General features: G+C 35.7%; 12 protein-coding genes and 1 riboswitch. Of the genes, 6 read left to right on the forward strand and 6 right to left on the reverse strand.

Features of this window, described 5'->3' with window-relative positions; all coding sequences use genetic code 11:
* Positions 1-35: 35 nt before the first annotated feature.
* Positions 36-1,394: an MmgE/PrpD family protein gene (locus tag ACGH6Q_RS00390; RefSeq protein WP_411591396.1), complete on the reverse strand. Its 1,359-nt coding sequence runs from the start codon at positions 1,392-1,394 to the stop codon at positions 36-38.
* Between the two features lie 234 nt (positions 1,395-1,628).
* Between ACGH6Q_RS00390 and folK the strand changes: the two genes are divergently transcribed.
* From folK to gluQRS, 3 genes are all read left to right on the forward strand, one after another.
* A complete protein-coding gene (folK, locus tag ACGH6Q_RS00395; protein ID WP_411591398.1) occupies positions 1,629-2,114 on the forward strand; it encodes a 2-amino-4-hydroxy-6-hydroxymethyldihydropteridine diphosphokinase in 486 nt (161 codons plus the stop codon).
* A gap of 136 nt (positions 2,115-2,250) precedes the next feature.
* Positions 2,251-2,706 (forward strand): RNA polymerase-binding protein DksA, encoded by a 456-nt coding sequence (dksA, locus tag ACGH6Q_RS00400; RefSeq protein WP_065606514.1) that lies wholly within the window; start codon positions 2,251-2,253, stop codon positions 2,704-2,706.
* A gap of 33 nt (positions 2,707-2,739) precedes the next feature.
* The gene (gluQRS, locus tag ACGH6Q_RS00405; RefSeq protein ID WP_411591401.1) at positions 2,740-3,630 is read left to right on the forward strand and encodes a tRNA glutamyl-Q(34) synthetase GluQRS; all 891 of its coding nucleotides are present in this window, start codon (positions 2,740-2,742) and stop codon (positions 3,628-3,630) included.
* Here the strand turns inward: gluQRS and moaA are convergent.
* The 5 genes from moaA to nirB form a co-directional block, all read right to left on the reverse strand.
* Positions 3,610-4,584, reverse strand: a complete 975-nt coding sequence (moaA, locus tag ACGH6Q_RS00410) for a GTP 3',8-cyclase MoaA (protein WP_411591404.1) — start codon at positions 4,582-4,584, stop codon at positions 3,610-3,612. The two genes, gluQRS and moaA, sit on opposite strands and share 21 nt — an antisense overlap.
* A riboswitch (molybdenum cofactor riboswitch) is annotated at positions 4,581-4,702 on the reverse strand. It overlaps the preceding gene by 4 nt.
* Before the next feature lie 400 nt (positions 4,703-5,102).
* Positions 5,103-6,476, reverse strand: coding sequence for a siroheme synthase CysG (cysG, locus tag ACGH6Q_RS00415; RefSeq protein ID WP_411591405.1), 1,374 nt, complete (start codon positions 6,474-6,476; stop codon positions 5,103-5,105).
* A gap of 228 nt (positions 6,477-6,704) precedes the next feature.
* Entirely contained in the window at positions 6,705-7,472 is a 768-nt protein-coding gene (gene nirC / locus ACGH6Q_RS00420) for a nitrite transporter NirC (protein ID WP_085164524.1), read from the reverse strand.
* A 27-nt stretch (positions 7,473-7,499) separates the two neighbouring features.
* The gene (gene nirD / locus ACGH6Q_RS00425) at positions 7,500-7,832 is read right to left on the reverse strand and encodes a nitrite reductase small subunit NirD (protein WP_085164526.1); all 333 of its coding nucleotides are present in this window, start codon (positions 7,830-7,832) and stop codon (positions 7,500-7,502) included.
* Position 7,833: 1 nt separating this feature from the next.
* Positions 7,834-10,356: a nitrite reductase large subunit NirB gene (gene nirB, locus ACGH6Q_RS00430; RefSeq protein WP_085164528.1), complete on the reverse strand. Its 2,523-nt coding sequence runs from the start codon at positions 10,354-10,356 to the stop codon at positions 7,834-7,836.
* A 206-nt stretch (positions 10,357-10,562) separates the two neighbouring features.
* Between nirB and ACGH6Q_RS00435 the strand changes: the two genes are divergently transcribed.
* The 3 genes from ACGH6Q_RS00435 to ACGH6Q_RS00445 all read left to right on the forward strand — a co-directional run bounded on the left by ACGH6Q_RS00435 (position 10,563) and on the right by ACGH6Q_RS00445 (position 13,401).
* Positions 10,563-11,060 (forward strand): MarR family winged helix-turn-helix transcriptional regulator, encoded by a 498-nt coding sequence (locus ACGH6Q_RS00435; RefSeq protein WP_085164529.1) that lies wholly within the window; start codon positions 10,563-10,565, stop codon positions 11,058-11,060.
* Positions 11,061-11,134: 74 nt separating this feature from the next.
* Positions 11,135-12,247 carry an HlyD family secretion protein gene (locus ACGH6Q_RS00440; protein ID WP_081296749.1) on the forward strand — a complete coding sequence of 371 codons (1,113 nt, stop codon included), beginning with the start codon at positions 11,135-11,137 and terminating at the stop codon, positions 12,245-12,247.
* Positions 12,244-13,401, forward strand: a complete 1,158-nt coding sequence (locus ACGH6Q_RS00445) for an ABC transporter permease (RefSeq protein WP_218055832.1) — start codon at positions 12,244-12,246, stop codon at positions 13,399-13,401. The genes ACGH6Q_RS00440 and ACGH6Q_RS00445 overlap by 4 nt, the downstream gene beginning before the upstream one ends.
* The last annotated feature ends 235 nt before the right edge of the window (positions 13,402-13,636 follow it).

Below are 13,636 nucleotides of genomic sequence, written 5' to 3' on the forward strand. Positions count from 1 at the left end.
AAAAACTATACTAACTAATGATAATAATTTAATATTTAAAGAGTAAATAAATAAGATAATAGAAATTGACGAAAATCTAAACCTTTTGCTAGTTTATGAATGCCTGCTAATAATTGCTCTGCTTTAGTTTGATCTTGAATCGCTGAATGCAATTTTAACGACATTTCAGTTTGGCTATATGGGTTTTTAGGAGAACCTTTGGGAATATCAATACGCTGACTTATCTTTTTACCATTTTTAAGAAAAATATCAATAATCACATAACGCCCATTATAAGCTTCTGGATGTGGCGTAAGTTGCGTTTGATAACTTCGTTTCATCTTCTGCATTAATTGTTTTATTGCATTTGAAATAGGTTGTGATGAAAACTGCTCAAAACTAAGTGGCAATCCTAAAAGAGTTAATGCTAAAACATATTCAGCCGAAAAACGTCCTTGCTGCGCCAATGAAGGGGTTTTATATATCAGTGCAGCATCACTATTTGGCGGTGCAAAATAAATAACAATATTATTAATATTATCAAATTCAAAGCTAGGATTTTGGTAAAGTAATTGACCTGCATCAGCAATATAAGCAGCAGCTGAACAATAAGAATAATTTTTAAACCATAATCCGGGATCCACAATCTTCCAAGTTTTACCCCAATGACTTAAATCAAAATGTGTATTACCCTGCCCATAAATAGCCAAAAAACCTAATTTATCATCTAAAAAATCTTGATCGGCATGTATACCAGCTCTTAACCATTCAACAGATTGTACAGCATGCTGTGCTGCTAGTCCTGCATGTAAAAATTTGATCGGAGTACCCATTAACAAACGCATTCCTGATGCTTGTGTAGCTGCTAATGTTAATGCCTGTGATAAAAAAGGTTCATCATAGAGATAACAAATAGCAGCAGTGGCAGCAATTCCACCCAAAGTAATAGTTGCATGCCAACCTTTTTCATAATGCTGTGGATTAACACTTTTACCCAACAAAGCCATCACTTCGATACCAATAACATAAGCCGTTAAAAAACGCCTACTATCAACCTTTTGTTCAATACTATCTAATCGAACACTAGCAATAAGAGCGGATAAAATAACGGCTGAGGGGTGGCCTCTAACATCTGAATGTACATCATCATAATCTAAACAATGCGCTTGGAAGCCATTAAAAAGTGCTGCTTGCCTTGCCGTAGCTAACTTTTTTTGACCAATCAGCAAAGCTCTAGTATTTCCACCCTCATCTGCTATCCATGCTAGTAATTTATGAACATCATCTTCCTGACAAGCTTGTAAACTACAGGCAAAATAATCGGTTATCCCCTTGATAGCGCAATCAATAACTTGAGGATCACTGATTATTGAAGTATTTTTTATTAAAATGCTTAATTGTTGACCTAAATTCATTTTATATTCTCAATAAATACAATAATTAATAAAAATAACCATTTAATAAAATAATTTGCTTTACCATAAGTAACATAGTAAAAAATAAATAAAAAGTTAAAGATTATATGGTTATATTTTTATAACACAAAGTCATAAGCATGAATCTATTTATATAATCATTCTTGGCAATTGTTTTATGTGCTAAGATATTGCCATCAATTGTATTTAACATCACAAAAAATAAGTCTAATTATGTCAATTTGTTATGTTGCTTTAGGGAGCAACCTTGAAGATCCGTTTGCACAAGCTAATCGTGCTATTAAATCATTACGCTGTTTGCCTAGCACAAAAGTGGTAGATATTTCACCATTTTACCGAAGTAAGCCCTTAGGGCCACAAGATCAAAATGATTATCTTAATGCAGTAATTAAACTGACGACAAGCTTATCACCTATAGCATTGCTTGATGAACTACAAGCAATTGAAAAAGCACAAGGACGCGTACGCAAAGATAATCGTTGGGGTGCTAGAACCCTAGATTTAGATATTTTACTTTATGATGACTTAGTCATTAATAATGAAAGACTTACTATCCCTCATTATCATATGAAAAATAGAGAATTTGTCCTCTATCCACTATTTGATATCAGTCCTGAACTTATTTTCCCCGATAACGACAAATTGTACGATTTAGTAGCTAAATGCCCTGAAAATGGATTAAAAAAGTGGAATAATTAATTATCTTTATTAATAACATATAGTTGTACTATTTTTTTTATTTTTTAATTATAAAAATGATAAAAAAAATTTGCCAAAGGCTGAATTATTGCTATAGTTTAGCGCTTTCAAATAATCTTTACTTAAGGGGATTGCAGTGAAAAAGGAACAAAAAGTAAATACATCTTCTCTTAGCCTGCTTTCAATTGCTGGGCTTGAGCCTTATAAAGAGGCAAAAGACGAGGAGTACATGAACCCTAAGCAATTGAAACATTTTAAACTTATTTTAGAAGCTTGGCTAACTCAGCTACAAGGTGAAATGGGAAAAACAGTTACGCATATGCAAGATGAAGCAGCGAACTTTCCAGATCCGGCTGACCGAGCAACACAAGAAGAAGAATTCAGCCTTGAATTACGCGCTCGAGATAGAGAAAGAAGACTCATCAAAAAAATTGAAAAAACGTTAAAGAAAATCGAATCAGACGATTTTGGTTATTGTGAATCTTGTGGTGTTGAAATTGGAATTCGCCGTTTAGAAGCAAGACCAACAGCCGATTTATGTATTGATTGTAAAACGCTTGCTGAACTTCGCGAAAAACAAATGGGTATGTGATCCCAGTTTTATCTATCATTCCAAATCAGACCTATGCATTATATCGGTCGTTTTGCCCCTTCGCCATCTGGACCATTACATTTCGGTTCGTTGGTAACGGCTCTTGGTAGTTATCTCCAAGCTAAATCTTGTCGTGGTAAATGGCTTGTCCGTATCGAAGATATCGACCCACCACGAGAAGTCAAAGGGGCATCATCACTTATATTAAAAACGCTTGAAGCGCTTAATTTATATTGGGATGATACAGTCTTGTATCAATCATCTTGCAGTGAGCGTTACCGCACTGTTTTAAAAACACTAATAGATAAACAACAAGCCTATTATTGTGACTGTACTAGACAACGAATTCAAAACTTAACAAATGGTATTTACGATAACTTTTGTCGTGAACGACATTTATCTATCAATAATAAGCAACAAGTTGCTATACGTTTAAAACAAAATCATCCTATTTTTCAATTTAAAGATCAGATTCGTGGCTTACAAACAGTTGAAAAAGCAAGTGCGCAAGAAGATTTTATTATTCACCGCAAAGACGGCTTATTTGCCTATAACTTAGTGGTAGTTTTAGACGATCATGAACAAGGAATTACCGAAATTGTTCGTGGCGCGGATCTTTTACCTGTTACTGCAAAACAAATCTCACTATATCAACTGCTTGGTTTTTCTGTGCCAAGTTACAGCCATTTACCACTAGTATTAGATAAAAATGGCAATAAACTATCAAAACAAAATCATGCTAGCCCGATTGATTTAAACAATTTTAAAGCGTTAACCGTCCAGGCTTTACAGTTTCTAGGACAATATGTGCCAGAAGATTGGCAAGACGCCACTCAAAAACAGTTACTAGATTGGGCTATACAACATTGGCAAATTGACAATGTCCCAAAACAGAACAGCCAATTATCCACCGATATAAGATAAATTAGGGATGAGCCCTACACGATGATTATGTAACAAATGCTTTTCTGGTTTAATCATTAATGAAGCAAGAATTCTTGCTTTTAATTGTTGTTTCTGTTCTGAGCTTTCCAACAAATCACGTAAATCAACCGCCGCATCACCGAATAGGCAGTAATGTAATTTACCGATAGATGATACACGTAATCGATTGCAGCTTTTACAAAAATCTTTTGAATAGGGCATAATCAAACCAATTTTTCCTTGATAGTCGCTGTGCACATAAATCTTAGCAGGACCTGATAATGGTTTTTTGGGTTGTAACTCCCAACCCTGCGCAATTAGTTGTTTTTCAATAAAACTACCAGACAAGTGATAACGATTAAATATATCATTGCTTTCACCTGTTTCCATAAGTTCAATAAAGCGCAACTCCACTGGAATATCTTTAATCCATAACAAATAATCATTTAAATTATCATTCATGTTTTTCATCAAAACAGTGTTAATTTTGACTTTTTTTATACCTACTTCTAACGATTTATCAACACACTGCAGTAATTCTTTAAGCTTATCTTGACCAGTAATTAATTTAAATAAATGGGGAGTAAAACTATCAATACTAATATTAATCGCATTTAAACCAGCTTGATGCCAATGGTGAATATTTTTTAATAAACGCGAACCATTGGTCGTAATAGCGAGTTCTTTCACGCTGGGATAGGAAGATATGAGCGATAATATATCAATAAAATCGCGACGCAAGGTAGGCTCGCCACCCGTTAATCGAATTTTGCGTACACCGAGATCAGTAAATGTTGCCACAACATGATTAATCTCACTGAGCGACAAAAATTTATGTTCCTTGTTAGGCTGATAACCACTTGGTAAACAGTACTGACACTGAAAATTACACAGCTCGGTAATCGACAAACGTAGATATTGAAATCGACGCTGATAATTATCAACTAATTGCATATATACATTAAACACCTTATCCAAATCGGGAAGCATAACCATTTCTGCGTTATACCGCGGCTAATCCACCATATGAAAATATCACTTAGGAAAAAAAGCTTCAGAGTTTGGTTCAGTCTAGCATAGGCTTTATTTTTTGACTATGAGCAAAGTGATTTTTATAACGTATCTTCTTATTGAACAATTAAAACAGTAACGCTTTCCTAAAATAACACCGCCAAAACAAGAAAGTTTTTATAAAAAATCCTCAGATAGATAATTGATTTTATTTTTTCGTTTTAAATTAAAATGAAACACTTACTGGACGGTGTTTCATTTTGTTAGTAGCGAATTTTGTTCTTTATTTTAGAAAAAAGCGCTTTTACTATCTAACTGCAATAGTGCGTATTTGCGATCTCCCTAGGCTTAGAGTCACATTATACTATGAAGTGTTAATCGTATTTTATGCTTATATTAAACTCTATTACACATTAAAAAGGCTCCATTAAAACATGGGCAGATCAAACCTTTAGCACCCACTAACACTCAGAAAACCAATTTAGTTTTTCCCGTAATGCAACAACAGGCCCAATAATAATTAAACTAGGACTACAGGCTTGCAAAGATAATTGTGCTAAATCGCATAACTGGCCCGATATTACTTTTTGTTTCGTTGTTGTGCCTTCTTCAACAATTACAATTGGCGTATTTGCATTCATACCGTATTTAATTAATTGTTTTTCGATGTTACTGGCTTGAGATAATCCCATATAAAAAACTAATGTTTGCTTTTCAGCGGCTAAACTCTTCCAGTCAAGGTGACTACCATCTTTCAAATGACCAGTAATTAAACGTACGCTATGAGCATAATCCCGATGCGTTAATGGGATCCCACTATATGCAGAACAACCTGAAGCTGCTGTAATTCCTGGTACTACAGAAAATGGAATATCGGCGTTAAATAATGTTTCGAGCTCTTCACCACCTCGACCAAAAATAAAAGGATCTCCACCTTTTAAACGTACAACACGCTTACCTTTTTTAGCTTGTTGTAAAAGAATCTGATTTATTTGTTCTTGAGGTACACAATGAAAACCTGCTCGTTTACCAACAAAAATACGTTGAGCATCGCGACGAGTTAGATTCATAATTTCATCCGATACTAATCTATCATAGACAATAATATCTGCTTGTTGGATTTGCTGTAATCCCTTTAAAGTCAACAAGCCCGCATCACCTGGGCCAGCACCAACTAACACAACCTCACCACGGGAATCAAGTGATGAATCAAATAGCTCATTGGTGAGTTTTTCAACATGATCTGAATCGCTATTAGCAATCGCTTGAGCTAACCTATCATGAGAAAATAGCCTTTCCCAAAAACGACGACGTTCCGTCACTGTTTGATAGGTTGTTTTAACTTTATTACGTAAATAACCGGCATATTTAGCTAATTTGCCTAAATGTTGAGGTAAAATGGACTCTAGTTTTTCACGCAATAATCGAGCCAAAACAGGAGCATGCCCTTCTGAAGAGACAGCAACCATAATAGGGGAACGATCAATAATTGAGGGCATAATAAAACTCGCATCTTTTGGAGAATCAACCACATTACAAAAAATACGCCTTTTTTCCGTCTCAATACTCACTCTTTGATTAGTTTCCTGACAGTCTGTTGCCGCAATAACTAACCATTTATCATCCAGTAATTCAGCATTAAACTCCCCTTGAACTAAAACTAGTTGTTTTTGTTCATTCCAGCATATGAATTGCTCGTTAAATTCATGCGCATTGACAGTTAAGCGGGCACCAGCTTCAAGTAATAATCGAGCTTTACGTTCAGCAACTTCACCGCCACCGACTAATAAGCAATCACGGTTTTCTAGCTTACAAAATAAGGGGAAATAATCCATAACACCTCAAAATAAAACATTATCTGTTTAAAAATTTATTAACAACTAACCTCTAATAATAGAAATTTATTAATTATCCTATTGTTAATTGCTTCGTTATTTTTTTATCACTAATTATGATTAAAACCAAATATAATCCTAATTAATTTAACGTCTTTGGGGGATTGCTTACCATGCTTTCCCCCTTATATTGGTTATTTTAACCACACTTACTAAATTAAACAGCTATTAAGGTCGATCTTCTTTGGGGGTTGAATACCAGTATCCCAGTCCCATAAATAATGCACCAGAAACAAGATTTCCTAATGAAACCCATAATAGATTATGACCAATTCCAGCTAATGTGTAAGCATCGCTATGATGACCAAACCACGAAAGTGAAAAAAGTGTCATGTTCGCGACGGAGTGTTCATAACCACAAGCAATAAATGCTAACAAACACCACCAAATAGCGATAAACTTTGCCGAACCTTCAACTCGATTAGCCATCCAAATCGCTAAACAAACTAACCAGTTACATAAAATACCTCTAAAAAATAATGCCGAAGCTGAAGCAGATGTTTTTGCTAAAGCCGCTGCATGAACCAAACTAGTATCCGTTGATAATAGAGGTGTTGAAGCATAAAAATACAATGCAGCAACAAAAATTGAACCTAATAAATTTCCTAACCATGTTTGTGGCAATACTGTCCACATTTGGGTATGAGTAATTTTTTTGCATTTTACTCCTAGGGTTAAAAACATGGTATGCCCTGTAAATAATTCAGAGCCAGCAATTACAACCAATGTTAAAGCAATACCAAACGTTGCTCCCATAAGTAAAGGTCTTATTGATGGTTCAACAAGGTTTCCTAAAGTAAAAATCAAAATAATACCTATTCCTACATAAGCCCCAGCCATAGCAGAACTTAGCCAAAAACCAAATGGGTTCGTTTTTGCCAAACGAACAATACGCGCAGCATTTGCTGCACATTTATTAATTGTCTCTGTATACATAATTAATTTATCCTTTTAAAAATACATTTAGCGCGACTTTACTTGTACGATCCCATCGTCATTAACATCTACTTCATAATGAGGGATTGAATATTGCTCATCTTCCAAACAATAACCATCTTTTAAACGAAAGCGTTGCTTTTTAAGCGGACTTGCCACCCATAACTCATTTTCATGTTCTGCTATAATGCCTCGGGATAAAACACTTGCCTTAGCAAATGGATCAATATTACTAATCGCATAAAGCTCAGCATTATTATAAGGGCGAAAAATAGCCACATGATCATTACCAACAAGTGCACAAACTCCTGTGCCAGGTAAAATCTCATCAAGTTTACAAATAGTTATCCATTGACTCATATTATTCCCCTAACATTACTTTACGTTCTTCTGCTGTTGCTGGGCGATGCTGAGCACGCTCAGGTACGATTTGGACATTCTCATCACGTTTGTTACTATTAATAAAATGAGAAAATCGAATTTGACCTTCTGTATTTTCAACAGCTTCCTTCCATTCACATACCATTAATTTACGTAAGCGTGTCATTTCACTTTCTAACTCAGCATTTATGCCTAATTTATCGTCAATAATAACACTACGTAAATAATCAATACCGCCATCTAAATTTTCAAGCCAGACTGACGTCCGTTGTAATTTATCTGCGGTACGAATATAAAACATAAGGAAACGATCAATATATCGAATTAGTGTATTTTTATCGAGATCAGCAGCAAGTAAATCAGCATGACGAGGCTTCATACCACCATTACCACACACATAAAGATTCCATCCCTTTTCAGTAGCAATAACACCAATATCTTTACCTTGAGCTTCGGCACATTCACGCGTACAACCTGATACGCCTAGTTTAAATTTATGTGGTGCACGAATGCCTTTATAACGGTTTTCTAGCTCAACGCCCAAACCAACACTATCTCCGACACCGAATCGACACCAAGTACTACCTACACAGGTTTTTGCCATTCTTAATGCTTTGGCATAAGCATGACCACTCTCAAAACCAGCCTCAATAAGCTCCTTCCAAATAGCTGGAAGATCGTCTTTTTGTGCTCCAAATAAGCCAATGCGCTGTGAACCAGTAATTTTAGAATAGAGCTGATATTTTTTAGCTATTTGACCAACAGCAATTAATCCTTCTGGAGTAATTTCACCACCAGCACTACGCGGAATTATTGAATAAGTACCATTTTTTTGAATATTACCTAAGAAAATATCATTACTATCTTGTAGAGGAATCAAATTATCTTTAAGAATATAATCATTCCAACATGAAGCTAATAAAGATCCGACGGTAGGTTTACAAATTTCACAGCCATAACCTTTACCATGTTTTTTAATCACTTGCTCAAAAGACGTTAGGCCCTCAACACGGATAAGATGATATAACTCCTGACGAGAGTATTTAAAATGTCCGCATAATGCATGGCTGACCTCAATGCCTTGTTTAGCTAACTCTAAATTAAGAATTTGTGTAACAAGTGGAATGCAGCCTCCACACCCAGTCCCAGCTTTAGTTTCAGCTTTTATTGCTGCAACCGTATGACAACCAGCATTAATGGCATTAACAATTTTTTCTTTAGTCACATCAAAACAAGAGCAAATCTGTGCTGAATCGGGAAGCGCATCAACACCCATAGCTGGTTTTGCTCCTGCATGTGCAGGCAGTATCAACGTATCTGGATGTTCAGGTAGATCCATATCATTAAGCATTAATTGCAATAAATTACTATAATCTGACGTATCGCCAACCAATACCGCACCCAAGAGTTTTTTATTATCATTCGAAACAACCAATTTTTTATAAACTGGCGTTGTTTCATCTAAATAAACATAACTATGACACCCTATTGTTTTTGCTTTAGCATCGCCAATGCTACCGACATCGACTCCCATCAGCTTTAGCTTAGCGCTCATATCGGCGCCTTCAAATTTATCTGTTTGTCCCATTAAATGCGCTAAGGCTATCTGAGCCATTTTGTAGCCCGGTGCAACTAAACCAAAAACCTTGTTTTGCCAACAAGCACATTCACCAATAGCATAAATATCAGGATCCGAAGTTTGGCAATAATCATTAATAACAATGCCCCCGCGAGGACCGATTTCTAACTCACATTCTTGAGCTAATTTATCATTTGCTCTAATGCCAGTTGAAAAAACAATAAAATCGACTTCAAGTGCAGAGCCATCCGCAAATTGCATGATTTTCCCAGCAGGTGTATGAATAATTTCTTGAGTATTTTTACTGGTGTGAACACCTACCCCCATCTCCTCAATTTTACGACGCAGTTGTTCTCCACCCTGAACATCCAACTGTTCGGCCATAAGCACTGGAGCAAACTCAACCACATGCGTTTCCATACCTAAGTTTTTTAAAGCTCCAGCTGCCTCAAGTCCAAGCAATCCACCACCTACAACAGCGCCTTTTTGACAACGCTTTGCACATTCCTGAATAGCATCAAGATCTTCAATCGTACGATAAACAAAACAATCCGAACCATTAGCACCTTTAATCGGTGGTACCCAAGGATAAGATCCTGTCGCAATAATCAATTTATCATAAGCAACAATTCGCCCTTGTTGAGAATGAATCTCCTTACGCTGACGATTAATTAAAATAGCCCGTTCATTAAGTAAGACTTTAATATTATTCTCTTCGTATAAACCTTCGCGAACTAGAGAAAGCGCTTCTGCTGTGTGACCAGAAAAATAAGAAGAAAGATGTACCCGATCATAGGCAAGACGAGGTTCTTCACAAAAAATAGTAATATTGAATTGATTGGGCTGCATTTTATCAATTAACTCTTCAATAAAACGATGCCCAACCATCCCATTACCAATAATAACGAGGTTGGTTTTACTCATACATAACTCCAATTTTAATTTAATTAAATTGCTAAAAAATTTTAATTTAATAACATTGTATGAAACTGTACATAGAATATAATTACCCTCAAGAATTACTACTTTAGTAGTATTTAAATATCAACTTGCTAAAACGCACTTAAAATAATTGCCAATTTTAACTAAACCAGTATAATTAGCCGACTAAATAAATTGAGTAATAAAAATTGAATTACAATTCAAGAAAGCTGCCTTCACGTGAAACCTTAGCTCGAGCGCAAAGATTTAACGATGACATCGTTGATGTTTCTGGTGTTGATCTGGTTTTGAGCTTAATAACAACGGCCGATCTAATTCGTGCTAATATCTATGCGCAATTAGATAAAGATTACGGCGTTTCTGAAGGTAAGTTTGCCTTATTGATGTCATTGTTTTCAGAAGGTGAAACCTGTGCCAGTGATCTTGCTTTGCGCATTGGTGTCACACCTGCGACAGTATCAGTAATGGTTAAACGAATGCTGGCAGCGCCAGAGCCTTTAATCTCGATGTCAAAAAGTGGTGATGATGGTCGTTCTCGATTAATCACTTTAACACATACAGGCGAAAAGCTGATTCAAAATGCATTACCCAATCACCTAAAATCAATTCGCGCTTTTGCACAAGTACTCAATTCGCAAGAACAAGAGTCTTTAATATTGATGTTACGTAAATTATTACGAAAATAACGGACTTTAATCATTAAAGTTCTTCATTTCACTTAAATAGTTAGCTGACTAAATAAATGGAAAATAAGCTATATATGAAAAAAAATGTCAAAATTCCTGTTATCTTTTTACTCCTGCTAATCTTTGGCTCATTTTTAATCTTTTTAGGTTCAAGAAATGATGCGGTCTCGGTTGCCAAAAGCATCAAATCTGGTGTATTAACTGCCGATGAGATTAATATTGCCTTTCAAAATGTCGGCGGAAAAGTCACCAAGCGATTTGTAGAAGAATCACAAATAGTAAAAAAAGGTGATCCTTTAATGCAATTAGAAGATATCGATACCAAACTAGCTATCGATCGACTACAAGCTTTAGTTGATAGCCAAAAGGCGGCAGTAAACCAAGAACAAAAAAATATTGAAATCACTGAAAGTGAAACCAACCTTTCAGAATTATCAACTTGGCGAAAAATAGAAGAAGTGCAAGCCAATTTAGAAGCAGCGAAATCGGCTCGATACCTAGCTAATACTGAATTTGATCGCCAAACCCAATTACGTAAATCGGGGGGAAACTCGCAGTCACAACTTGATAATGCTCGTAATGTTTTTATTAATGCAAAAATGCAAGTTATTCAAATTGAAAGCCAACTTTCTACCTTAATGATTGGTGCGACGCCTGAACAAATTAGCCAATTTGAACAAACAAAAAATGCAACAGGAATGACAATACAATCAATCTTAATTGCACGACAAAAACTGCAAAACCGCCAAAATCAATTAACACAGCTTCAATCACAACTCGCGCAAGGCGAAGCTGAATTAAAACAACTACAGCTTAATTATGATCGACTAACATTAAGAGCACCCGAAGATGGAAAAGTATTAAAACTTATGTTTGAAGATGGTGAAATGGTACCAAACGGTGCGCCAGCAGTCTTATTAGAAACCGATCGTAAATATATCGACATTTATGTGAATGAAAAAATGGTTAATGATTATCAACCAGGCACAACGGTTACAGCAAATGTAATTGCACTTAACAAAGAAGTAAAAGGAAAAGTTCGCTTTGCCACCGCTGCGCCATCATTTGCTGATTTACGCATGACACGAGAACGAGGTCAAGCTGATTTAACCTCTTATCAAGTTAGAATTTACATAGAATCAATTCCTAAACTATTAACTGGAATGACACTTGAGGTTGAAAAATGATGCAAAACATCATTAAATCCATGCTTGAAGAGCTTGACGCCATGTTGTCTGGCCATTTTATACCTTATTATAAAGTTTCGCTTGGCTTAGCTGCTATTGTTTCGCTTGTTTTTTCAATTGTATTAAGTCATGGAGCTGTGTTTGAAGGAAAAATTGCGGTTATTGATCTTGATGGTTCTCATTATTCGACTGAATTAATTAGCAAAGTCAATACATCGCCTTATATTGAAGTGACAGAAGTAATAAGATCGCCAGTAAATCCAATAACATTGGTTTCACACGACCGTAATTTAGGTGTTTTATATATTCCTAAAGGTCTAGAAAAAAGCTTAAAAAAAGGCGATCAAACCGTACGCCTAGGCTATTTTGCTGATGATACAAACGATGCACAAAATGCCAAAGTACTACAAAGCCTTAATGAATATATTCCAGAATTGGGGGCTGAACTTAGTGTTGGTAAAGTTGCAGCATTAGGACTTGGTAAAGAAGGCATTGAAGCAACTTTATCACCAATGCAACTTAAAACACGATATATGTTTAATCCAGCAAGCTCGTCCACCATATCGACGATTATATATTTTGTCTACTTTTTCTCGTCACTGACTTACGGCCTAACCTCATTAATGATTATTGGCCGCTTGAAAGTAACTGGCATGTGGGAACAAACAATAGAAAGAGGACTCTTACCTTTATTAGCAAAAACAATCCCTTATGCACTATTTTTTACAACAGCATTAACGCTTATCACAGCCATACTTGTTATATTTGGACAACTGCGTTTTGACGGTAACTATTTTGCTTTTGTACCGAGCATATTTATGACAGGATTAGCATTTGGTTGGCTAGGATTGTTACTGTCTTGGAAAACTAACAACCCAGGAGAAGGCGCTGGTCGAATGATTTTCTTAGTACCACCCGGGTTTATCATGGGCGGTTCAACAATGGCTGTGGGAATAATGCCAATTTGGACTTACTATGTCAGCCATGCTTTCCCATTAGTTTGGTTATTTAAATTTTTCCGCGATTTTGCCATGCGAGGGCGTTCACTGATTGATATGTTAGCAACTTATGGGGCTTTCATCATCTATTTAACGATTATTGCTTTTGTCGTGATGATATTTGTTGAGCGAGCAAAAAAGACAGAAAAGAACTAATTTTTGTCAAAAACTTTCAGGTAACACCTACGTTTAAGTAAAAATTTGATACAACATCACATCTTTTTTACCCCCCTAGGTGAATTTTCACCTAGGGTGAAATTTATTATTGATACCTCCTTTTGTTTTGGAGTATCACAACAATAACTTTATAAAGCTGATGCTCACTAAAGCAACTTTTCCAATCACAAAATTTAGATAACCGTGCACAATAAAATACTATTCACACAATAAC

Source organism: Gilliamella sp. BG2 (assembly GCF_046635645.1).
GTDB classification, from domain to species: Bacteria; Pseudomonadota; Gammaproteobacteria; order Enterobacterales; family Orbaceae; genus Gilliamella; species Gilliamella bombi.

Excerpts from the sequence above, each read along its gene's own strand:
- moaA (WP_411591404.1), bottom strand. The coding sequence starts at position 4,584 with ATGCAATTAGTTGATAATTATCAGCGTCGATTTCAATATCTACGTTTG.
- nirB (WP_085164528.1), bottom strand. The coding sequence starts at position 10,356 with ATGAGTAAAACCAACCTCGTTATTATTGGTAATGGGATGGTTGGGCAT.
- folK (WP_411591398.1), top strand. The coding sequence starts at position 1,629 with ATGTCAATTTGTTATGTTGCTTTAGGGAGCAACCTTGAAGATCCGTTT.
- cysG (WP_411591405.1), bottom strand. The coding sequence starts at position 6,476 with ATGGATTATTTCCCCTTATTTTGTAAGCTAGAAAACCGTGATTGCTTA.
- gluQRS (WP_411591401.1), top strand. The coding sequence starts at position 2,740 with ATGCATTATATCGGTCGTTTTGCCCCTTCGCCATCTGGACCATTACAT.
- ACGH6Q_RS00445 (WP_218055832.1), top strand. The coding sequence starts at position 12,244 with ATGATGCAAAACATCATTAAATCCATGCTTGAAGAGCTTGACGCCATG.
- ACGH6Q_RS00440 (WP_081296749.1), top strand. The coding sequence starts at position 11,135 with ATGAAAAAAAATGTCAAAATTCCTGTTATCTTTTTACTCCTGCTAATC.
- ACGH6Q_RS00390 (WP_411591396.1), bottom strand. The coding sequence starts at position 1,394 with ATGAATTTAGGTCAACAATTAAGCATTTTAATAAAAAATACTTCAATA.
- nirD (WP_085164526.1), bottom strand. The coding sequence starts at position 7,832 with ATGAGTCAATGGATAACTATTTGTAAACTTGATGAGATTTTACCTGGC.
- nirC (WP_085164524.1), bottom strand. The coding sequence starts at position 7,472 with ATGTATACAGAGACAATTAATAAATGTGCAGCAAATGCTGCGCGTATT.